Genomic DNA, 23,370 nt, shown 5'->3' on the forward strand with positions numbered 1-23,370 from the left:
CAATATTAAACATTTTAATATGAAAAACTTTACTTTCGAAAAAAGAATAAAAATCCTTCTAAGTTTTCTATTAAGCATTTTGTTTCTTAATGTTTATGCTGGAGAAGGAAGCAAACAAACAACTCCCGACATTAATCATAGGGCTTCACTTGCGATAAACAATAGCACTTATGGAAGTTTTGGTAGATATGGTTCGACAGATGCACAGCGATTGTATATTCGAATTCAAAACCCAAATAGCGAAAAAGTATATTTAGGTTTTAGCAGAGCTAGAAGATCAAGTCCAACTGGCACTGAAATTACTTCTAGATTTAGAATCATTAGACCCGATGGAAGTGTAGCATTTGCAAACTATACTTTGGATGGCACCTCATCGAACATAACAGGTACTGAAGCCCAAAGACTTACAAGAGCTCAAAATGGTCCAAATGGTATCGATGGAGTTACTTCTGCTGGATATACTCCTATAGTTTTTAATCCAAATGGCATGCCTGCTGGTGATTACTATATCGAATTTGAGAGCACAACTGATGGTAGCAGTACTGAAATTTACTATAACTATTACGACATTACAGTTGCCAATAGTTCAAACAAATCAATTCCTGGACGTATTTACTCAAAACGCTGGGCTTTTGCTATGGATGATGTTGATACTGACTTTAATGGTGCTTTTTATGTTTTTGCTCCAGATAACGGTTCTACGACTGGAGCCGTTACTCAAAACGGTTTTGTGAATAAAATCAATTTTAATGGTGCAGGTTTCAGACCTTGGTATTTTAATGTGGCTTTTAATAATACAGGCCCTGGAAATTCAGGAAATGCGGCTAATGATCAAAAAAGTATTTACAACGCACCGAATGCTACGCAAATGAGTCCAAAATATGAGGTTTTCTTAAATGATCCTGATATTAATATATGGAAAAATGGAACCTATAACGGTAACATACAAATTAACGGAATTACCAATTGTGGTATTGGCGAAAGCAATATAAACATTAGTGTTTTTAAAAGCGGAACTATCGAAATACTTCTTGACTTTAACGGTGGAGATGGAATTTATACTCCAGGTACAAAAGATGTATTAACTACCCAAACTGTTACAGCATCGGGAGCTCCTCCTTATGCTGTCAGTGTTCCTTGGAATGGAAAAGATGGTTTAGGAAACACTATCGCACAAGGCACCTCAATACCAATAGTCGTTACTTTTGGACAAGCTGCTTTCCATTTCCCGATATATGATGTAGAAGAAAATCAATATGGTTTCTCCTGTACAACCGTTAGACCTGCGGCTCCATCTGGATATGTTTTAAAATTCTACTGGGACGACAGCAATATTACTTATACTGGAGGTACTTTTGATTCAAAATTAAATCTTACTGGCTGTACACCAAATGGTACTCCTCCAAGTAATTGCCATAGATGGAATGGGTTTAACGACAGTAATAATGGTTCGCCTCAATATGGAAATTTAAATACCATCAATACATGGTGGTATGCCAATCGAGACTTCGTAACTTCTAATATCGTTTTACCTCCATTCTACACTGTTGCACTAGGAACAACAAGCAATGTTACTTGTTTTGGCGGTAATGATGGTAAAATTCAGATTAATGTAACAAACGGAACTGGTCCGTTTAAGTATTACATTAACGGAGAAACAACTGTAAATACTTTACAAAGTTTACCTGCTGGAACTTATAACATTAAAGTTGTTGATGCAAATGGGTGTTCTGCAAATATAAATGGCGTTGTAATTACACAACCTGCCGCGGCAGTAACCGTTGCCAAAACTTCTCAAACTGATGTATTGTGTTTTGGAGCTTCAACTGGAGCTATTAATATAACAGCCTCTGGAGGTGTAGCGCCTTATACTTATGACTGGGCAGATCTTACAGGAACAACTGATCCTGAAGACAGAACTGGGCTTATTGCCGGAACATATACCGTAACCGTAAAAGATTCTAAAGGATGTACATCTGCGCCTCTTACTGTGACAATTACACAATCAGGTTCTGCAGTAGCGGTCGCTAAAACTTCCCAAACTGACGTATTGTGCTTTGGCGCTTCAACAGGAGCAATAAATATAACAGCTTCTGGAGGTGTAGCGCCTTATACTTACGATTGGGCTGATCTTGCGGGAACCACTGATCCTGAAGACAGAACAGCATTGCCTGCAGGAACTTATACCGTAACGGTGAAAGATGCAAACGGATGTTCTGCCGCGCCTCTTGCCGTTACAATTACACAGCCTGCTTCAGCAGTAGCCGTAGCTAAAACTTCCCAAACTGATGTATTGTGCTTTGGAGCTTCAACTGGAGCCATTAACATAACAGCTTCTGGAGGAGTTGGGCCTTATACGTACGATTGGGCTGATCTTGCGGGAACCACTGATCCTGAAGACAGAACAGCATTGCCTGCAGGAACTTATACTGTAACTGTGAAAGATGCAAACGGATGTTCTGCCGCTCCTCTTGCCGTTACAATTACACAGCCTGCTTCAGCAGTAGCCGTTGCCAAAACTTCTCAAACTGATGTATTGTGTTTTGGCTCTTCAACAGGAGCCATCAATATAACAGCTTCTGGAGGTGTAGCGCCTTATACTTACGATTGGGCTGATATTGCAGGAACTAATGATACTGAAGATAGAACAGCATTGCCTGCAGGAACTTACACCGTAACCGTGAAAGATGCAAACGGATGTTCTGCCGCTCCTCTTGCCGTTACAATCACGCAGCCTTCTTCAGCAGCAGCCGTTGCTAAAACGTCTCAAACTGATGTATTGTGCTTTGGCGCTTCAACAGGAGCGATCAACATAACAGCTTCTGGAGGTGTAGCGCCTTATACGTACGATTGGGCTGATCTTGCGGGAACCAATGATCCTGAAGACAGAACAGCATTGCCTGCAGGAACTTATACCGTAACTGTGAAAGACGCAAACGGATGTTCTGCCGCACCTCTTTCTGTAACCATTACGCAGCCTGCTTCAGCAGTAGCCGTGGCTAAAACGTCTCAAACTGACGTATTGTGCTTTGGATCATCAACAGGAGCGATCAACATAACAGCTTCTGGAGGAGTTGCGCCTTATACTTACGACTGGGCCGATCTTGCGGGAACTAATGATACTGAAGATAGAACTGGACTTATTGCAGGAACTTACACCGTAACTGTGAAAGATGCAAACGGATGTTCTGCCGCACCTCTTTCTGTAACCATTACACAGCCTGCTTCAGCAGTAGCAGTGGCCAAAACTTCGCAAACCGATGTATTGTGTTTTGGCTCTTCAACAGGCGCAATCAATATAACAGCTTCTGGAGGTGTAGCGCCATATACTTACGACTGGGCTGATCTTGCGGGAACCAATGATCCTAAAGATAGAACTGGACTTATTGCAGGAACTTATACTGTAACCGTGAAAGACGCAAACGGATGTGCTGCCGCACCGCTTTCTTTAACCATAACACAGCCTGCTTCAGCAGTGGCCGTAGCTAAAACGTCTCAAACCGATGTATTGTGTTTTGGCGCTTCAACTGGAGCAATAAATATAACAGCTTCTGGAGGTGTAGCGCCATATACTTACGACTGGGCTGATCTTGCAGGAACCACTGATCCTGAAGACAGAACAGCATTGCCTGCAGGAACATATACTGTAACCGTGAAAGATGCAAACGGATGTTCTGCCGCTCCTCTTGCCGTTACAATTACACAGCCTGCTTCAGCAGTAGCCGTTGCCAAAACTTCTCAAACTGATGTATTGTGTTTTGGCTCTTCAACAGGAGCAATAAATATAACAGCTTCTGGAGGTGTAGCGCCTTATACTTACGACTGGGCCGATCTTACAGGAACAACTGATCCTGAAGACAGAACTGGACTTATTGCCGGAACTTATACTGTAACCGTGAAAGATGCAAACGGATGTTCTGCAGCGCCTCTTGCCGTTACAATCACACAGCCTGCTTCAGCAGTAACTGTAGCTAAAACTTCCCAAACTGATGTATTGTGTTTTGGCTCTTCAACAGGAGCAATCAACATAACAGCTTCTGGAGGTGTAGCGCCTTACACTTACGATTGGGCCGATCTTGCGGGAACTACTGATATTGAAGATAGAACTGGACTTATTACAGGAACTTATACCGTAACTGTGAAAGACGCAAACGGATGTGCTGCAGCTCCTCTTGCCGTTACAATTACACAGCCTGCTTCAGCAGTAGCCGTTGCCAAAACGTCTCAAACTGATGTATTGTGTTTTGGCTCTTCAACAGGAGCAATAAATATATCAGCTTCTGGAGGTGTAGCGCCTTATACTTACGATTGGGCCGATCTTGCAGGAATTAATGATCCTGAAGATAGAACTGGACTTATTGCAGGAACTTATACTGTAACTGTGAAAGATTCAAACGGATGCTCTACTCCACCTCTTTCTGTAACCATAACACAGCCAGGTGCCGCTTTATCATGCTCTGTTGTACAAAATAAACCAGTAACTTCTAATGGTTTAAGCAATGGTGAAGCAACTGTAACTCCAATTGGGGGTACTCCTACTTACACTTACTTATGGGATAATGGCGAGAATACACCTACGGCAGTAGCTCTAAATGCAGGAACACATAGCGTAAAAGTTACTGATGCAAATGGCTGCTTTACAGAATGTACTGTTTTAATTACAGAACCTAATGTACTTTCATGTAGTATTTCGCAAGATAGCGCTGTAAAATGTTATGGAGGGAATACTGGTAAAGCGACGGTAACAGCTGTCGGCGGTAACGGAGAGTATACTTACCTTTGGGATAATGATGAAACTACTGCTCAAGCAGTTGCTTTAACAGCAGGTTTACATTCTGTAAAAGTTACTGACAAATTAGGATATACCACAACATGCGAAATAACAATTAATCAGCCTCAAGCTCCTTTAAGCGCAACAACAACGCAAGTTAATGTAGCTTGTGGTGGCGGAGCAACAGGTTCTGCAACTGTTATACCATCTGGCGGAACAAGTCCTTACACTTACTCTTGGGATACTAATCCTGTTCAGACAGATGCTACAGCTACAGGACTTAAAGCCGGAACTTATAATGTTACGGTTAAAGATGCTAACTTATGTACTATCGTAAAAACTGTAATTATTATCGATGGAGATTCTGTTATACCAGTTATAGATCCACTACCTGCAGTTTCTACTATCAATTGTCCAGCAGAACCTGTTTTTGCGCAAGCAACAGCAAGTGACGACAGTGGAACGATCTCTTCATTGACTTATGAAGATACTACTACAGAAGGAAATTGTGCTGGAACTTATACCAAAACAAGAACATGGACTGCGAAAGATGCTTGTGGAAATGTTTCACTTCCTGTAAGTCAAACCATAATAGTGCAAGACAATTCTGCTCCAACTTGGACAACTCAAGCTGGAACTTTAGACAAAACTATAGAATGCAGCGATGAACAGGCTTTAGCGAATGCTCAATCTTTATTCCCAATAGCTAATGATACTTGTGACAGCGATGTTTCTAATATCACTAAAGTAAGCGGACAGTTTACAGCTTCTGAAGGATGCGGAAATGCAGGAACTTACATTAACACTTGGACAGTAAAAGACGATTGCGGAAATACTTCTGAAACTTTTACTCAAATAATTACAATTCAGGATACTACTGCGCCAACATGGGCTACCCAAGCTGGCACTTTAAACGCAACTTTAGAGTGTAGCGATACAGAAGGACTTGCTGCTGCTCAGGCTCAATTCCCAATTGCTTCTGACTTATGCGATACTGATGTTTCTAATATCACTAAAGTAAGCGGACAGTTTGTAGCTTCTGAAGGATGTGAAAATGCAGGAACTTACACCAATACTTGGACTGTAAAAGACGACTGCGGAAATACTTCTGAAACTTTTACTCAGATAATTACAATTCAGGATACAACTGCGCCAACATGGACTACTCAAGCTGGCACTTTAAATGCAACTTTAGAGTGCAGTAACACAGAAGGACTTGCTGCTGCTCAGGCTCAATTCCCAATAGCTTCTGACTTATGCGATACTGATGTTTCTAACATTACTAAAATCAGCGGACAATTTGTAGCATCTGAAAACTGTGGAAATGCAGGAACTTACACCAACACTTGGACTGTAAAAGACGATTGTGGAAATACTTCTGAAACTTTCACTCAGATAATTACAATTCAGGATACAACTGCGCCAACATGGACTACTCAAGCTGGCACTTTAAACGCAACTTTAGAGTGCAGCGATACAGAAGGACTTGCTGCTGCTCAGGCTCAATTCCCAATAGCTTCTGACTTATGCGATACTGATGTTTCTAACATTACTAAAGTCAGCGGACAATTTGTAGCATCTGAAAACTGTGGAAATGCAGGAACTTACACCAACACTTGGACTGTAAAAGACGATTGCGGAAATACTTCTGAAACTTTTACTCAGACAATTACAATTCAGGATACTACAAAACCAGCTTTTGTTGGCGAATTGCCTTCAGATATTACAGTTTCTTGTGATGCAGTTCCAGAGCCATTTAATATGGAAGCTTCTGATAATTGTAACGGAGACTTGCCAATTGTTTTCAGCGAAACAAAAAGCGATATTAAAAACGAATGCGGTACAGAATATACCTTAACTCGCAACTGGTCTACAAGTGATTGTGGAGGAAATTCAATTTCTTATACTCAAATTATTACAGTAAGAGATACAACGCCTCCGACAGGTACTGCACCAGCAGATGTTGCTAATCTGCAAAATGCTGCAGACATTCCAGCAGGAAGCCCAGAAGACATAAAAGATGCGGCTGATAACTGTAGTGGAACTGTAAATATTACTGTAAACGACACTAACAATGGAGGAACGGGATGTAATGGAGAATCTTACATTTTAACCAGAACTTATACGCTAACAGATTGTGCAGGAAATAAAACTGAATTGGTACAAACCTTTACAGTTGAAAATAAAGTTTCTGTGAGCGGTATAGCTACCAATGTAAGCTGTAAAGGAGAAAGCAACGGTTCGATAGCAGTTACTAGCAGTCCTGGAGCTACTGTAGTGATTACAAATCAAAATAACGAAGTAGTTGGAAATACTAATTTACCAGCTGGAACATATACACTTACTGCAACATCTGTAGTAAATGGCGAGAACCAAACTTGTACAGCAACTGCAACGGTTGTAATTACAGAACCAGATTATAGAGTTAAAATATCTGGACAAATCATAAATGTAGATACGAATGCTCCAATTGCCAATGTACCTGTGACATTGATTCCGCAAGGAACAACTACTGGTCCAATACAAATGCGTATTACTGGTGCCGATGGAATGTACAGTTTTACAGGAATGCCTGCCGGAAGCTATTTGGTACAAGTTCAAGATGCTAATTTAAATAGCGCACATCAGCTATATCCTGTTGATTCAAGCTTGTTCTTTACTACTCTTGAAGAATGTGCTTTCCAAGTTCATAACTTTGAATACGGAAAATCAAACCTTCCAGTTCTTGGAGATTATGTTTGGTATGATCTTAACAATAACGGAATTCAAGATGAATGGTACGATGCCAATAATGATGGAGTGGTGACCAAAAACATTCCAGATTCAAATGGTTCTATTGACTATAGCCAATGGGAATGGATTGACCTTAACGGAGACGGAAGCTATACTGGCCCACAAAACAATGGCGAATTAAATGCCGCAGGTTTTGGAAATGCGTTAAGTGCCAATGTAATAATCGATGGTCCAAACGGATATCATGAAGAAGTTATAGTAGGTATCGAAGGATTCTGGAGAGATCGTCCAGAGACAGCAAATCCTTATGGAGACTATACAATCAAATTGGTTAGAGATGCCAACTTTGATACCGTGGCTGCTGCTTTAGGAGCAACTGGTTTAGTAAAAGTTCTTCCTTCAATATCTGGTAAAAACATAACTGCTAAAACAGGTAAAATGCAATTGCATACCGTTTGTAAAACAACAACAGAGAGTGGTTATGTCGTAACGGTAACTCCAGAAGATTTGGTTCATTTAGATGCCGACTTTGGTGTAAGCTGTAAAGATTACAAAGATATTGTTGCCAATGATGATAATGCTGGTCCAATTGCAGGTGTAAACCATACTACAACTAATGTATTAAATGTATTGCCAAATGATACTTTAGAAGGAAATGCCATAACTGCATCTGATGTTATTATTACAACTGTAACGCCAAACGAGTTTTTACAATTAAATCCTGATGGTTCTGTTGATGTACTACCAAATGCTCCTGTAGGAACACTAACAATGGTATATCAAATTTGCGAAGCCGATCAGACAGATAACTGCGACACTGCAACGGTTACAGTTACAATTGAAGCTCCAGTAATGACCGTTACCGCAACTTCAATATGTGTTAATGATGTTCCATATATTGATTATGTAGTAACAGCCGTAAACTTCACTCCTGTAAATGGTGTAACCATTGCTTGGGCAGACAGCAATAATAATGTCGTAACAACAATGAACAATTTACCATTAAGTGGTCGTGTATTGTGGCCAGGAGCGGTTGTAGACGAGCAAGGAAAAGGAATCGATTGGCCAGGCTGGATTTTTGAAAACAACAGATGGATTGAAGGAGCAGATGGATTTGAGAAATTACGTCCAACTACCAATGTAACTTTCACTGTTAATCCAAGTGAGACTATTACAATTAGTTATCCGCCTGCAGATCCTTATTGTACTGCAAGACCAACATTTGCAATAGTGGCTAATGATGATACTCCTGCACCAATAACAGCAAGTGCAACGCAAACTACTGTAGGCAACGTTTTAACTAACGATACATTAAATGGTAGCCCAGTAAATATAAATGATGTAACACTAACCACAACTATTCCAGATCCAAAAGGTTCAATATCTATTAACCCTGATGGAACTACAAGTGTTGCACCAAACACACCAGGTGGCACTTACACTTTGACTTATCAAATCTGCGAAAAAGCTGATTTTGGAAATTGTGATACCGCAATTGTAACAGTAGTCGTTCTTGATCCGCCAGCACCACCTACTCCAGTAGTAGCGAATGATGACAACTTCAATAATATTGGATGTAATTCTTTTGGATTAGTAGGCAATGTATTGAGTAATGATGTAAAAGGAATAACTCGCGCATCACTTGAATTAGTAAACTTTACACTTCTTACAGAAGGTAACAATACTAAAACAGATCCAAACATTACTATTGACAATTCTGGAAATGTAAATGTATCCAGCCTAACACCTGCCGGTACTTATACTTATAGCTATAGAATATGTGATAAATTAAGTTCTGAAAATTGTGACACCGCAACGATTACTATTATAGTAGTTCCAAATGGTGTTACTGAAACCAGATCGACAGCATGTAACGATGATTCAACATTGGTTAACTTAAGCAGCCTACTTCCTGAAGGAAGCCCTACAACAGGAGTTTGGCAAGATAGAAACAATACCAATGCGTTACAAGGAGGCATTCTTAATCCGTTTGGTTTGGCATTAGGCAATTACGTTTTTGAATATGTAATAGCAGATCAAAACTGTCCAAGAAGCATAGTTTTAAACATGGAAATCAATGATGATTGCAAAGTCTTAGCTTGTGGTGATGTGTTAGTGCATAATGCTTTCTCTCCTAATGGTGATAACATGAACGATTTCTTCAAAATTGACAATATTGATGAACTAACTTGTTATCCAGGCAATACTGTTGAAATATATAATCGCTGGGGAATTTTAGTTTTTGAAACTACAAATTACAACAATACAACAAATGCTTTTGATGGAACTTCACGAGGAAGAACAACTGTTAAGCAATCTGACGGACTACCAACTGGAACCTATTTTTACATTATTACATATAAATCTCTAGATGGAAACAACAATGTTCAAGATCATAAACTAGATGGGTATTTATATTTATCTAGATAGCAATTAGAATACGCTGCAAATAAATATTTGCAGCGTATTAAAAAACAATGATTTAAATAGTCAATAGTAATTATTAAATTAATAAAATCTACTATGAGAACAAAATTATTTTTCTTCGTCATTCTGTTAGTTACATGTTCAGGTTATGCGCAGCAAGATGCGCAGTACACACAGTATATGTACAATACAATAGCCATAAATCCTGCCTATGCGGGTTCCCGTGGAGTATTTAGCGTATTTGGCCTTTACCGCACCCAATGGGTCGGTCTTGATGGAGCGCCAGAGACCAGCAGCTTCTCAATCAATACGCCAATAAACAACAGCAGATTAGGCATCGGAGCTTCATTGGTCAATGACAAAATTGGCCCTACAAATGAAAACAACATCTCAGTGGATCTGTCTTACACCATTCAGACCTCTGCAGATTTTAAGCTTTCATTTGGAATCAAAGGAACGGCAAATATCTTCAATTTAGATGTAAACAAATTAAATCCTGCAGATCAGGGCGATCCCCAATTTCAGGATTTAAACAGCAAGTTCTCTCCAAACGTTGGAGCTGGAGTCTACTGGCATTCTGACAAAGCATACATTGGTTTGTCTGTTCCAAACTTTATTGAAACAAATCGTTACGACGACAATGATGTGGCAATTTATAAAGACAGAATCAATTACTACTTAATTGGAGGCTACGTATTTGATCTTGACAAATACCAGTATATAAAATTCAAGCCCGCCATTCTAGCCAAAATGGTTCAAGGCGCGCCATTGCAGGTAGATGTCTCTGCGAATTTTATGTTCTATGATAAATTTATGATAGGCGCGGCCTACAGATGGAGCGCTTCTTTAAGCGCTATGGTTGGGTTTCAGATCACAGACGGACTTTATTTGGGCTATGGCTACGATCGGGAAACCACCAAATTGAACAATTACAATTCAGGCTCGCATGAGATCTTCCTGCGCTATGAATTCTTCTCAAACAAAGGCAAAATGACAACCCCTCGTTTCTTCTAAAAATAAGGCATCATGAAAAACTATACACTACTTTTCGCTACAATCATAGGCGCTTTTTCATTTGGCTGTTATGCCCAGCAGGCAAAAATAAATGCTGCAGACAAAAAATATGACAGCTACGCTTATGTCGATGCAATAAAGACTTATGAAAAAGTTGCGGCCAAAGGCTACAGATCTGAAGACATGTTTAAAAAACTGGGAAATGCCTATTATTTCAACTCAGATTTCCAGAACGCGGCAAAATGGTACGGCGAATTATTTGCCATGAATCCAAACCCGGAGCCAGAATACTTTTTTAGATACGCGCAATCATTAAAATCGGCTGGAGATATCGCCAAAGCCAATAGGCTTTTGGAAGAATTCAATGCCATTTCAAAAAATGACAGCAGAGGAAAGCTCTACAGAGAAGACATAAACTATCTGGACCAGATTAAAGCAAATTCTGGGAGGTATCAGATAGAAGACGCGGGCATTAACAGCAGATACTCCGATTACGGGTCATTTGTCTACAACAACAAAATTTACTTTGCATCTGCGAGGGATACGGGAAATTTTATACAGCGCAAACACAAATGGACAGGAGAATATTTCACCAATATTTATAATGCTGATCTGGATCCCGCAACGGGAACCGCATCAAAAGTAAATAAGTTTAAATCGGCTATTAATACCAAATTTCACGAAGCTTCTCCTGTTTTCACCAAAGACGGAAAAACAGTCTATTTTACCAGAAACAACTATATTGGCGGCAAGAAAGGCAAGGACGAAAGTAAAGTCACTTTAATCAAGCTTTATAAAGCGGAACTGGGAAAAGACCGCAAATGGACCAACATTGCCGAGCTTCCATTCAACAGCAATAATTACAGCACAGGCCATCCGGCTTTGAGCCCAGACGAAAAAACGCTGTATTTTGCTTCCGATATGCCGGGATCTTTTGGAGAGTCTGATCTGTATAAAGTAACTATAAATTCAAATGGCGGCTTTGGCCCTCCGCAAAATCTTGGAAACACGATTAATACGGAAGGAAAAGAAACGTATCCTTACTTAACTTCTGAAAACGAGATCTATTTTGCGTCTGACGGACATCCGGGTCTGGGAGGATTGGATGTTTTTGTGGCCAATATTGACAATAGCGGAAAAGTGGGCAACATTCAGAATGTTGGAGCAGATGTCAATTCTCCAAAAGATGACTTTGCATACATTATTGATCCTGAAACCAGAAGAGGATTTTTCACTTCCAACAAAGATGGCGGACAGGGTTCTGATGACATCTACAGGTTCTTAGAAACAAGAAGGCTCAAATGCATCCAGCAGCTGTACGGAATAATATCGGATGCAGAAACAGGGCTTGCGCTTCCGGGAGCAAAAGTCACTTTGTATGATGACCAGATGAACATTAAAAACTCTGCCGTTGCAGACGGTTCCGGATTATACACTTTTGATGTCGAATGCGGAAAAACCTATTTCGTAAGAGCAGAAAAACCTGAATTCGCTACAAAAGAAGTAAATATAACTATAGATAAAACAAGCGGCAAGACCAATCTTCCGATTGCACTTGAAAAATCAACCTGTAAGGTTACTGTGGGCGATGATTTAGGAAAATGTTTCGGAATCAAAATGATTTATTTTGATTTGGATAAATCTAATATTAGAACAGAAGCGGCGTTGGATCTAGAAAAAATACTCGTTGTTTTAAACGATAATCCAAGCATGAAGCTGGATATCCGCTCGCATACAGACAGCAGAGCATCGCACCAGTACAACGAAGCTTTATCGGATAGAAGAGCCAAATCGACCATTCAGTGGCTGATTAAAAACGGAATAGCCCCTAATCGATTAACTGGAAAAGGCTACGGCGAAACTGAACTTGTAAATAAATGCGCAGATGGTGTTCCATGTACTGAAGCAGAACATCAGGCTAACAGACGAAGCGAATTTATTATTATGGCTTTATAAACTAAAAAAACAGATAAACAAAAAAAGCTGCCTCTATGGCAGCTTTTTCTAATTTAAAAAGTCGTTGCAATTCTATGAATCACAACGTTTTCTAAAAAACCAACCTGTTCAATATATTTTTAAAGCTTCACAAATATGTTAGTGTAATATTTTTTTCCTGTAGCTGGATCTGTGGTTACAGATAACCCAAAATGAGTATAATCGCCAACTATATTTTCTTTGTGCCCTGGACTATCAAGCCAAGCTCTTACAGCGGCCTCAGGAGTTTTATAGTTGTAGGCAACATTCTCTCCAACTCTTTTAGCTCCCAATACATTAGTCATATTAGTAGACCTAGCAACAAAATCGTTATGATCTACAACATTATTCTGAATCATATATTTATTATGCTCTTCACATTTATAAGAGATGTGATTAATTCTTTCCAGAGAATTTAAACCAATACTCAAACGGTATTCGTTTAGTAATCTCATTGTCTCTATTTCGGTATCGTTGTATGTGTAATTTGCAACAAGTGTTTCTGTTGGAGTAGTAGTTTCCAAGCCAGCTTCAGCGGAATCAGCAGAACATGCGTTCATTGCGACAAGAATCGCAATGAACAACATGGTGCGCATAATCTTTTTCATAATCATCAGCATTTTAGCGGTTTAAAGTAAATGTTGGGGCAAATCCTTTAAATTTATCTTTGAATAAATTCGTTCGTATTATTGTATACCAAACGTATTCATTTTACCGTTAAAGTGCAAAATTAATCGATGAAATGCATTTATTTTTTAATTTATTATATAAAATTCTTACGTAAAACTACTTTTAAGAAGACAATCTTTCAATCTTCCAAGAAAAATCTGACTGGCTAGTGTAGCGAATTCTATCATGAAGCCTGTTGGGTCTTCCCTGCCAAAATTCAACTTGTAAGGGAGTCACAATATAGCCACCCCAATTTTCAGGTCTCGGAATTACTTTCCCTTCAAATTCAGTTTCTAGTTTTTTTAAGTTTTCTTCTAAAAAAGTTCTGGACGGAATCACTTCACTTTGCTTCGAAACAATCGCTCCAAGCTTACTTCCATCAGGACGAGAATCAAAATAATTATCTGAAATAATCTCAGATGTTTTCTGAGCTATTCCCTTAATAATTACCTGACGTTCTGCTTCCTGCCAAAAAAAAGACAGACAAACATTTGGGTTTGCTTCTATTGCTTTTCCTTTTTCGGAATTGTAATTGGTATAAAAGATAAATCCTTCTTCCGAAAATTTCTTCAATAAAACCACACGCGATTTTGGAAAACCATCCAATCCAATTGTCGAAACTGTCATGGCATTCACCTCCCCGCTTCCGCCAAAATCTTCCACCTCATGAAACCATCGGTTAAAAAGATTAATTGGATCTTCGGGAATGGTACTTTCTAATAATTCGCTTTTCTCGTAAGATTTTCTATAATTACTTAAATCGTTCATGACTTATGATTTATGATTTTAGATTGTTGATTTTAGATTTTAGATTATTGTTTCAAGTTTCAGGTTTCAGGTTCATGGAATCTGAATATTTTACTGTCACACTGAGCGAAGTCGAAGTGCTTTTATAAATAGAACTTGATTTGCAAACGTGGGCTTCGACTTCGCTCAGCCTGACAAACGTGAAATATTAAACCTAAAACAAACCACATACAAACTTGGTACCTCAGAACCTCAGCATCTCAGAACCTTAGAACCTTAAATTAAAACTCAAAACTACGTCCATCATCTCCCAAAAGTACATTTGGGAAAACCGTTTCGGCTTCTTCTTTAAAACGCTCAATTCCGTCGTAACGTGTTGAATAATGACCTAAAATTAATTGTTTTACATTGGCTTTCAATGCAATATTGGCCGCTTCTTTTGCTGTTGAATGCAGTGTTTTTTCTGCCAGTCTTGCTTCAGATTCCAGAAACGTAGACTCGTGATATAAAATATCCGTATTCTCTATAATCGGAATGATCTCTTCGTTGTAAACCGTATCAGAACAGAAGGCATAACTTTTTGTTGGCGGTGGGTCAAAAGTCAATTTTTTATTTTCAACTACAGTTCCATCATCAAGTGTGATATCACTTCCATTTTTAATTTTCTGATAATAAGCCACATGAATATCATAACGCTGAACTGCTTCAATATCTAGTTTTCTTTCATCTGGTTTTTCTTGAAACAAAAAGCCATTGGTATAAACACGATGCTTTAACGGAATCGTTTTTACAATAACCTTTTTATCTTCAAAAATAACTTCACTTTCTTTTGATTCTAATTCGTGAAAAAACAAAGAATAAGTTGTCCAAGATTCCGTCAATTTTAATTGAAGAAGAATTAATTCTTTAATTCCTTTTGGACCATAAATATGCAAATCGGTTGTTCTTCCCAAAAGAGAAAAAGTAGAAATCGTCCCAATCAATCCATACAAATGATCGCCGTGAAGATGGGAAATAAAAATATGATTGATTTTTGAGAATTTAATCTTGTTCTTTCGAAGCTGAACTTGAGTTCCCTCTCCACAATCAATTAAAAACAATCGGTTTTTAATTTCTAGAACCTGCGAAGTCGGATTAGTAAGTGTTCTCGGAGTTGCGGCATAACAGCCAAGTATAGTAAGTTTCATTTTTGATTTTAGATTTTAGAATGTAGATTTTAGATTGACAAAACATTTTAGATTTAGCATTCAAAAATCTAAAATCTGAAATCAGAAATCTAAAATTAAAACCCCAGGTCTCTTTCGATTTCTTCCATTTCGATAATATCATGCGCTTCCAAAAGTGAAGGAACCACCGCTAATTTATCTGAAATAGCATTAAAATCAAGATCGGTTGCAACTATAACAAAAGATTTTTTTGCTTTTTTATGAAGCTTAGAAAGTGGTAAAAAAGCTTTCAAATCTTTTTCTGTAATTGCTACATCAGCTGATAAATCGATTATAATATTTTGTTTTTCAAAGGTTTTAAACTGTTGCGTCACTTTTTCCAAGAAAGCGTTTACATCTCCTTGAGTATCTTTAATCGTAACGGTATGTCCTTTTTGATCTACTTTCATTTTTATAATTTGTGAGGCTTGTATTTTATGATGCTAATTTAGTAAGTTTTTTTGTTGTTTCAAGTTTCAGGTTTAAAGTTTGAGGTTTCAAGTTTCAAGTTTTGTCAGGCTGAGCGGAGTCGAAGCCCAAGTTTGCAAAGCACATTTCGTTAAAAAAAAACTTCATTCAATTCGACACTCATTTCAAAACTGAAAACCGCGACCGCGACTGAATACTAAAACTGAACACTAATTACTAAAAAACTGAACACCAAAAAAAACCTACTGTATCTTAGAAGCCAGCAAATAAATAACCGCCATTCTAATTGCAACACCATTCTCCACCTGATTCAAGATCACCGAATGATCAGAATCTGCCACTTCAGAAGTAATTTCTACTCCTCTATTGATTGGTCCTGGGTGCATGATTACGATTTCTTTTCCTAGCGAATCCAAAAGCGGTTTATCCACTCCATATTGTTGTGCGTACTCGCGCGTCGATGGGAAGAAATTCACATCCATACGTTCGTTTTGTACACGAAGCATATTCGCAACGTCACACCATTCTAGCGCTTTACGCAAATTCGGTTCCACTGTAACACCAAGTGATTCAATATATCTCGGAATCAGCGTTTTTGGTCCGCAAACTTTTACTTCTGCGCCTTGCATCTGCAAAGCATATATATTTGATAAGGCTACTCTCGAATGCAGAATATCGCCTACAATAACTACTTTTTTTCCAGCAACATCACCCAATTTTTCTCTGATCGAATAACTGTCTAACAAAGCCTGAGTTGGATGCTCGTGCGCTCCGTCTCCGGCGTTTACGATACTGGCTTTGACATTTTTAGATAAAAAATAAGCCGCTCCGGGATTGGAGTGGCGCATTACAACCATATCTACTTTCATCGAAAGGATATTATTTACAGTATCAATCAAGGTCTCTCCTTTTTTAACCGATGACTGAGCTGCCGAAAAACTGATTACATCTGCAGACAAACGTTTCTGCGCTAATTCGAAAGAGAGTTTGGTTCTGGTACTGTTTTCGAAGAAAATATTGGCAATAGTAATATCTCGTAATGAAGGAACTTTTTTAATCGGTCTATTAATGACTTCTTTAAAATGATCTGCCGTTTCAAAAATCAGGTTAATATCATTCTCGTTGATATATTTGATTCCTAATAAATGATCTACGCTTAATTCTTTCATTGTGTGTGTTTATATGTTTAATCGTTGAATTGTTTAATCGTTTTTTTCAAATCGCTTAATCGGTGTTATTACCGATTAAACAATTAACCGGTTAACCGATTAAACTTAATTCGTCACAAGGTGAACAACATCTTCACCATCATTTTCTTTCCAGCTTACAATTACTTTTTCACCATTAATAGCATCTACCTGACGGCCTCTATAATCGGGCTGAATTGGCAAATGTCGGCTGAAACGTCTGTCTATTAAAACCAATAATTCAATTTCTGAAGGTCTTCCGAAAGATTGAATGGCAGTTAGCGCCGAACGAATGCTTCTTCCGGTAAACAAAACGTCATCAATAAAAATGACTTTTTTGTCTTCGACTATAAAATTGATTTGGGTTTTATTGGCTTCAAGCGGTTTATCAGTACGACGGAAATCATCTCTAAAAAAAGTGATGTCCAGATATCCTAAAGAAATCTCAGGAACCTTGTATTCGTTTTCTAATATTTGTTTTAAACGTTCAGCTAAAAAAACGCCTCTTGGCTGAATTCCAACTAAAATAGTTTCAGAGAAATCAAGATGTTTTTCGATTAACTGACAAGCCAAACGATGGAGTATGATAGTAACTTCTTTCGAATTAAGTAATACTTTTTGACTCATAAGTGATTGTAATGTTTGGTTGCGCAAATATACGGAATCTGATTTTATTTGTTGGGGTGTTGGGCGTGGAAATGTTTTTTTGAGGAAAATTTTATTTCCTAATAATTTTCATAATTATTTTAATTGACAGCAATACTTTTTTTATTCTGAATTGATTTTAAAATATATTTGAGCTTTACAATAAAATAGTAAATTCATAATTATGAATCAAAAATATTTAAACAGTAATACAAGATATATTTTTTTATTTCTCATTTCAGTTATGACTATAAATTGTAAGAAATCAGAAACCTATATAAACGAATATCCTCTTACTGAAACCGTTAAACGCAGCACAAAAATTACTATTGAACTTCATAAAAAATTAGAAACTGATTCAGGAACAACATTTCCTGTAGTAGATAAACTATGTGAAGTTACAAATAAAAATCAAATACTTGATTTTGAAAAAGTATTTGCAAATGGAAAACGTACTGATTATTGTTGTTGTCCTGATATTAACTATTCTATCAACTTTTATCAAAATGAAGAAAAAGAATATTTTGCTCTTTATCATGTTGATACAACTCAATTAAAAAATAAGGTAAGAATATTTGAAACTGGTTATCAATATTCATATATAGTTGACAAAAATATCTGGAAAAAATATTTGAGTAAAATAAATGAGAGCCATTAAAAAACCCAAAAACATATTTCTATTAGATAGTTTTGGAGCATTGATTACTTCCATTTTACTCTTTTTTACACTTAGAAATTTCAATGACTTTTTTGGATTATCTAAAGATATTTTCGAATACCTTTCTATTATAGCATTCATATTTTTCATTTACTCTATTAATTGTTATTTTTTAGTGAAGCAAAATTGGAAATCGTTTTTAAAAATAATTTGCACCGCGAACATTCTTTATTGTATACTAACATTTGGTATATTAATCTTCAATTATGAAAGCATTTCTATTTTTGGCATTATTTACTTACTGGCAGAAATAGTAGTAATTATTGGGCTTGTCCACATTAGAAATAAAAATCATAAAATCCAAATCCTAAAACATTTCTCAAAAATTCTATAACACATTTTCCTGATTCGTGAAGTAATTTTAAGTATCAATTTAAAACATCAGAATCATGCAAAATAAAATACTAAGATTGTTAATGGTATTTGTAATACTGTTTTCATTTACAAGCTGTGAAGTTATTGGAGACATTTTTAAAGCCGGAATGGGATTCGGGATTTTTATCGTAATCTTTATCATTGCGATTATTATCTGGATTTTTGCAAAAATGTTCGGAAGCAAATAGTGGTAAAATAAACAATAAAAAAATCCCAAATTCCAAATTAAAACTTGGCGTTTGGGATTTTTTTATTGTTTATTTAATTGGAACTTTTAACACATAAACACATCTGACTTTTTTACCGCTTATCTTGGCGGGATTCCATTTAGGAGATAGTTTCAAAACCCGAATTGCTTCGGCTCCTGTTGCATATCCAATATCTTTAAAACAGCGAAAAGCTGATAAAGAACCGTCTTTTTCAACAACAAAATCCATATAAATTGTTCCTTGAAGTCCTTCTTGATTGGGCTTTACAAAGTTTTTATAGAAAAATTTATAGAATGAATCTATTCCTGATGGATAGCTTGGTTTTACCTCAGCCTCTTCTAATTTATATATTTTTTCATTGTTAATTTTGTCTGTAGAGGTCTTTTTACTTTTTATCAAAACGCCGGCTTCTGTATATTCTTTCAATTCTCCTTCAATAGATTGACTGTCTGTAAATCTAGAACTTTTCAATTTTCCATTTGGATAGTATTTCTTTTCTATTTTATAGCTTGTATTTTTCGGATGAGTTAACTTGGCTTCAGTTATATCTCCATTTGAATTCCAAATCTTATATTCATCAAAAATGATAGTTTCTGAAACAAGTTTCTTATTTTCATAATTAGACGTTTTTATTTCTTTTTTATCCCAATTATAATCGATTTGCTCAACTAACGTTCCCAAAGAATCATACTTTTTTCTATTCAGAAATTGATGCCCACTTTTCGCATCCTTTCCAACATTTAAACTCTCTATAGTTTTTCCATTTGAATCAAGTGCAGTCGTACTTATTAACTTGCCATTATTAAGCAATGTTTGTATTCCTAAAGTCCCGTTTGAATTGTATTCTTTAAAAGTTCCGTCTACATTTCCTTTTTCGTTAATATAAAATTGCATTTTCCTGCCATCAAGATTCATTTCATAAAAACCATTTTTGAGTTTAGTTTTATTTGCATTTTCTATACTTATAAAATTATCCGAAAGGAAGCCATTGTTTACATATGAAATCGATGACGAATTAATTTTATTATATTCTTGTGCTATGCCTACATGGAATGTAGCTATCAATAATAGTACTTTTATCCCTTTTTGAATGATCTTCATGCTCACTTGCTTTTTTTTAAAATAAATATATTTTTCTTACACAAATATAGCAACTTATAATTGAATGAAAATTCACACGAAAAATTATTAAGACAAAAAAATCCCAAATTCCAGATTAAACTTGGAGTTTGGGATTTTTTATTAGTATCGAACTCTGTCAAAGTTTAAAACTTTGACAGAGTTGTAAAGTCAAAGATTGGAATTTGGAATTTTAAAAATTAAAGATTGTACATCTTCTTTCTTTGTTCTTGAATTTTTTCATCATCAAGATATTCGTCAAATGTCATGTAACGGTCGATAACTCCGTTTGGTGTCAATTCTACGATTCTGTTACCAACAGTTTGCGCGAACTCGTGGTCATGCGTTGTGAAAATTACAGAACCTTTAAAGTTTTTCAATGAGTTGTTGAAAGCCGTAATGGACTCCAAATCTAAGTGGTTTGTCGGTTCGTCAAGCATTAAAACGTTAGCACGCTCCATCATCATTCTAGACAACATACAACGAACTTTTTCTCCTCCAGATAAAACTCTAGATGTTTTAAGAGCTTCTTCTCCAGAGAAAATCATTTTTCCTAAGAAACCTCTAATAAATACCTCATCACGCTCTTCTTCCGTTTTAGCGTACTGACGTAACCAGTCAACTAAAGTTAAATCATTTTCAAAGTATTTATGATTTTCAGCTGGCAAATATGCTTGGTTTGTTGTAATTCCCCAATCGAAAGTTCCAGAATCTGCTTTTTGTTCGTTGTTTAAGATTTCGTAGAAAGCAGTTGTAGCACGTGAATCTTTAGAGAAAAGAACGATTTTATCGCCTTTTGCCATATTCAGGTTAATGTCTTTGAATAAAACTTCTCCATCTACAGAAGCTGCTAAACCTTCTACATTCAAGATCTGATCTCCAGCTTCACGATCCTGATCAAAAATAATCGCAGGATAACGACGGCTAGATGGTTTAATTTCCGAAATATTTAATTTCGAAATCATTTTTTTACGAGAAGTTGCTTGTTTTGATTTCGCCACGTTTGCACTAAAACGACGAATAAATTCTTCCAACTCTTGTTTCTTCTCTTCTGCTTTTTTGTTTTGCTGTGCACGCTGTTTTGCTGCTAATTGGCTAGACTCGTACCAGAACGTATAGTTTCCTGAGTAGTGATTGATTTTTCCGAAATCAATATCAGAAATATGTGTACAAACCGCATCCAAAAAGTGACGGTCGTGAGATACCACAATTACAGTGTTTTCGTAGTTTGCTAAGAAGTTTTCTAACCAAGCGATTGTCTCGAAATCCAAATCGTTGGTAGGCTCATCCATAATCAATACATCTGGATTTCCAAAAAGTGCCTGCGCCAAAAGCACACGTACTTTCATCTTTCCTTCCATATCTGCCATTAAAGTATAATGATCTGCTTCAGAGATTCCTAAGTTAGACAACATAGACGCAGCATCAGAATCGGCATTCCATCCGTTCATTTCTTCAAACTGAACTTGAAGCTCCCCTATTCTGTCTGCATTAGCATCATTATAATCTAAATAAAGTTCATCCATTTCTTTTTTAACAGCATACAAAACTTTATTTCCCATTAAAACGGTTTCCAAAACAGTATGCTCATCGAACATGTTGTGGTTCTGGTTTAAAACCGACATACGTTTTCCCGGTTCTAAATGAATATGCCCAGAAGTTGGGTCCATATCGCCTGAAATAATTTTTAGAAATGTAGATTTTCCAGCACCATTGGCTCCAATAACGCCGTAAATATTTCCGTGAGTGAATGTGGTATTTACTTCGTCAAACAAAATTCGTTTGCCAAATTGAACTGATAAATTATTGACTGTTAACATGAATGTCTTTTTAATTAATTTGGTGCAAAAGTACGGAAAAAGGTTCAGAGTTGCAAAGGTGCAAAGGGACTAAGTTTTTTTGCTGTTGCTGAGAGGTTCTCGCAGAGTCGCTAAGGCGCAGAGTTTTGTTTCACCAAATTGATTACTACGTAATCTTGTCATTTCGAGGAACGAGAAATCTTTGCGAGTAGCTCCGCAACAAAAAACCAATCTTTGTAGAGTTTCTTGTGGAGATTTCTCGTTCCTCGAAATGACAAAAAATGAGGTTACTTTGTCGATTAACTAGTATGATTTCTCCTTTCAGTCGAAATGACAAAAATGAGGTTACTTTGCCATATAACTTTGTGACTTCGCGACTTTGCGAGATTAATTAAAACTTACAATTTACTTTCCTTCGCCAAAGCCACTTCAAGACTCTCAAAATTAGGAAGCACTTTAGCAATCATTCCTTCTTTGTTTAGGATAAAATGTGTTGGGAATGAATTCAATTGTAACGATTCATTCATATATTCCTTCATATCTGGAATTACAGAATAAGACAATGGTTTTCTTGCCAAGAAAGTTTTTAATTGCTCTACTGAATCTTCGGCTAAACTCATAAAAACAATATCGTTTCGATCTTTGTATTCTGAAACTAATTTATTTACCTGAGGAAATTCTCTAATGCAAGGCGTGCAGTGAATGTACCAGCATTTGATTACAATGATTTTTCCTTTCATGGATTCGTTTGTTACGAGATTTCCGTTTAAATCTTTAAATGAAAATTTTGGAAAAGCGGTTCCTTCCATTTTGTAGTTTTTATAAGCATCAAAACCAATTTGATTGATGGTGGCTTTTATGCTTGAATCTGTTTTTGGCTGAATTTTGAATAGTTTATAAACATACATATTCGCTTCTGATTTCAATCGAACTGGAATGAAATTTCCATTTGCCAGCTGATCTAAAAAAGCTTCTTTTGAGATTTCTTTTGAAGATGAATCAAGTGCAGTGAAATCTCTCGAAAGCATAATTCCTTTATTATAAACCGACCATTGCTCGTACGTTTTCTGAATTTGTAGGGGATCAATTTCTGGATTTCCGAATTTATTTTGAGCTGTACTTATTGTAAAAATAAAGAGTAGTGCAATTAAGCTAATGAATTTCTGCATGGATTCTGAAACAATTGTATTTGATTTCAAAAATAGTGAAAGTTTTTTAACCGCAAAGACGCGAAGGTATGCGCAAAGTTCGCAAAGGGTTTCTCGCAGATTTAGCAGATTTTTTATTAATCTATCTAAAAAACAAGTAAAAAAATCCGTTTTTTATCCGCGTCTTTACGAAGTAAATCC

General features: G+C 36.8%; 14 protein-coding genes. 5 read left to right on the forward strand and 9 right to left on the reverse strand.

Features of this window, described 5'->3' with window-relative positions:
- The first annotated feature begins 19 nt into the window (after window positions 1-19).
- The 3 genes from AC3Y25_RS08260 to AC3Y25_RS08270 all read left to right on the forward strand — a co-directional run bounded on the left by AC3Y25_RS08260 (window position 20) and on the right by AC3Y25_RS08270 (window position 12,901).
- Window positions 20-9,934, forward strand: coding sequence for a T9SS type B sorting domain-containing protein (locus AC3Y25_RS08260; protein ID WP_489902418.1), 9,915 nt, complete (start codon window positions 20-22; stop codon window positions 9,932-9,934).
- Window positions 9,935-10,027: 93 nt separating this feature from the next.
- Window positions 10,028-10,945 (forward strand): PorP/SprF family type IX secretion system membrane protein, encoded by a 918-nt coding sequence (locus tag AC3Y25_RS08265; protein ID WP_095931587.1) that lies wholly within the window; start codon window positions 10,028-10,030, stop codon window positions 10,943-10,945.
- Window positions 10,946-10,957: 12 nt separating this feature from the next.
- The gene (locus tag AC3Y25_RS08270) at window positions 10,958-12,901 is read left to right on the forward strand and encodes an OmpA family protein (RefSeq protein ID WP_489902419.1); all 1,944 of its coding nucleotides are present in this window, start codon (window positions 10,958-10,960) and stop codon (window positions 12,899-12,901) included.
- 119 nt (window positions 12,902-13,020) lie between these two features.
- On the opposite strand, the gene AC3Y25_RS08275 is transcribed toward AC3Y25_RS08270, so the two are convergent.
- The 6 genes from AC3Y25_RS08275 to pyrR form a co-directional block, all read right to left on the reverse strand.
- A complete protein-coding gene (locus tag AC3Y25_RS08275; protein WP_489902420.1) occupies window positions 13,021-13,527 on the reverse strand; it encodes a CAP domain-containing protein in 507 nt (168 codons plus the stop codon).
- Window positions 13,528-13,711: 184 nt separating this feature from the next.
- Window positions 13,712-14,356 carry a pyridoxamine 5'-phosphate oxidase gene (gene pdxH / locus AC3Y25_RS08280; RefSeq protein ID WP_489902421.1) on the reverse strand — a complete coding sequence of 215 codons (645 nt, stop codon included), beginning with the start codon at window positions 14,354-14,356 and terminating at the stop codon, window positions 13,712-13,714.
- A gap of 260 nt (window positions 14,357-14,616) precedes the next feature.
- Complete coding sequence (locus tag AC3Y25_RS08285; RefSeq protein WP_489902422.1) at window positions 14,617-15,522, reverse strand: ribonuclease Z; 906 nt, start codon at window positions 15,520-15,522, stop codon at window positions 14,617-14,619.
- A gap of 95 nt (window positions 15,523-15,617) precedes the next feature.
- Complete coding sequence (locus AC3Y25_RS08290; RefSeq protein ID WP_427874565.1) at window positions 15,618-15,950, reverse strand: ribonuclease Z; 333 nt, start codon at window positions 15,948-15,950, stop codon at window positions 15,618-15,620.
- A gap of 261 nt (window positions 15,951-16,211) precedes the next feature.
- Complete coding sequence (locus AC3Y25_RS08295; protein WP_057120673.1) at window positions 16,212-17,138, reverse strand: aspartate carbamoyltransferase catalytic subunit; 927 nt, start codon at window positions 17,136-17,138, stop codon at window positions 16,212-16,214.
- 105 nt (window positions 17,139-17,243) lie between these two features.
- Window positions 17,244-17,783 carry a bifunctional pyr operon transcriptional regulator/uracil phosphoribosyltransferase PyrR gene (gene pyrR / locus AC3Y25_RS08300; protein ID WP_008468864.1) on the reverse strand — a complete coding sequence of 180 codons (540 nt, stop codon included), beginning with the start codon at window positions 17,781-17,783 and terminating at the stop codon, window positions 17,244-17,246.
- Between the two features lie 202 nt (window positions 17,784-17,985).
- Here pyrR and AC3Y25_RS08305 point away from each other — a divergent pair, with 202 nt between their 5' ends.
- Window positions 17,986-18,459: a hypothetical protein gene (locus tag AC3Y25_RS08305; RefSeq protein WP_119791975.1), complete on the forward strand. Its 474-nt coding sequence runs from the start codon at window positions 17,986-17,988 to the stop codon at window positions 18,457-18,459.
- 449 nt (window positions 18,460-18,908) lie between these two features.
- Window positions 18,909-19,082, forward strand: coding sequence for a hypothetical protein (locus AC3Y25_RS08310; RefSeq protein WP_008468862.1), 174 nt, complete (start codon window positions 18,909-18,911; stop codon window positions 19,080-19,082).
- Window positions 19,083-19,151: 69 nt separating this feature from the next.
- Here AC3Y25_RS08310 and AC3Y25_RS08315 read toward each other — a convergent pair whose 3' ends face one another.
- The 3 genes from AC3Y25_RS08315 to AC3Y25_RS08325 form a co-directional block, all read right to left on the reverse strand.
- Window positions 19,152-20,204 carry an energy transducer TonB gene (locus AC3Y25_RS08315; RefSeq protein ID WP_489902423.1) on the reverse strand — a complete coding sequence of 351 codons (1,053 nt, stop codon included), beginning with the start codon at window positions 20,202-20,204 and terminating at the stop codon, window positions 19,152-19,154.
- A 218-nt stretch (window positions 20,205-20,422) separates the two neighbouring features.
- On the reverse strand, window positions 20,423-22,042 hold the full coding sequence (locus tag AC3Y25_RS08320; RefSeq protein ID WP_489902424.1) for an ABC-F family ATP-binding cassette domain-containing protein: 1,620 nt from the start codon (window positions 22,040-22,042) through the stop codon (window positions 20,423-20,425).
- Window positions 22,043-22,419: 377 nt separating this feature from the next.
- Entirely contained in the window at window positions 22,420-23,220 is an 801-nt protein-coding gene (locus AC3Y25_RS08325) for a TlpA family protein disulfide reductase (RefSeq protein WP_489902425.1), read from the reverse strand.
- Between the last annotated feature and the right edge of the window lie 150 nt (window positions 23,221-23,370).

The sequence above is a fragment of the Flavobacterium sp. LK-23 genome, from assembly GCF_058135255.1.

Bases quoted from the DNA above. Each gene is read 5' to 3' on its own strand.
- AC3Y25_RS08260 (WP_489902418.1), top strand. From the start codon at position 20: ATGAAAAACTTTACTTTCGAAAAAAGAATAAAAATCCTTCTAAGTTTT.
- AC3Y25_RS08295 (WP_057120673.1), bottom strand. From the start codon at position 17,138: ATGAAAGAATTAAGCGTAGATCATTTATTAGGAATCAAATATATCAAC.
- AC3Y25_RS08320 (WP_489902424.1), bottom strand. From the start codon at position 22,042: ATGTTAACAGTCAATAATTTATCAGTTCAATTTGGCAAACGAATTTTG.
- AC3Y25_RS08305 (WP_119791975.1), top strand. From the start codon at position 17,986: ATGAATCAAAAATATTTAAACAGTAATACAAGATATATTTTTTTATTT.
- AC3Y25_RS08285 (WP_489902422.1), bottom strand. From the start codon at position 15,522: ATGAAACTTACTATACTTGGCTGTTATGCCGCAACTCCGAGAACACTT.
- AC3Y25_RS08270 (WP_489902419.1), top strand. From the start codon at position 10,958: ATGAAAAACTATACACTACTTTTCGCTACAATCATAGGCGCTTTTTCA.
- AC3Y25_RS08310 (WP_008468862.1), top strand. From the start codon at position 18,909: ATGCAAAATAAAATACTAAGATTGTTAATGGTATTTGTAATACTGTTT.
- AC3Y25_RS08290 (WP_427874565.1), bottom strand. From the start codon at position 15,950: ATGAAAGTAGATCAAAAAGGACATACCGTTACGATTAAAGATACTCAA.
- AC3Y25_RS08275 (WP_489902420.1), bottom strand. From the start codon at position 13,527: ATGAAAAAGATTATGCGCACCATGTTGTTCATTGCGATTCTTGTCGCA.
- pyrR (WP_008468864.1), bottom strand. From the start codon at position 17,783: ATGAGTCAAAAAGTATTACTTAATTCGAAAGAAGTTACTATCATACTC.
- AC3Y25_RS08315 (WP_489902423.1), bottom strand. From the start codon at position 20,204: ATGAAGATCATTCAAAAAGGGATAAAAGTACTATTATTGATAGCTACA.
- AC3Y25_RS08265 (WP_095931587.1), top strand. From the start codon at position 10,028: ATGAGAACAAAATTATTTTTCTTCGTCATTCTGTTAGTTACATGTTCA.
- pdxH (WP_489902421.1), bottom strand. From the start codon at position 14,356: ATGAACGATTTAAGTAATTATAGAAAATCTTACGAGAAAAGCGAATTA.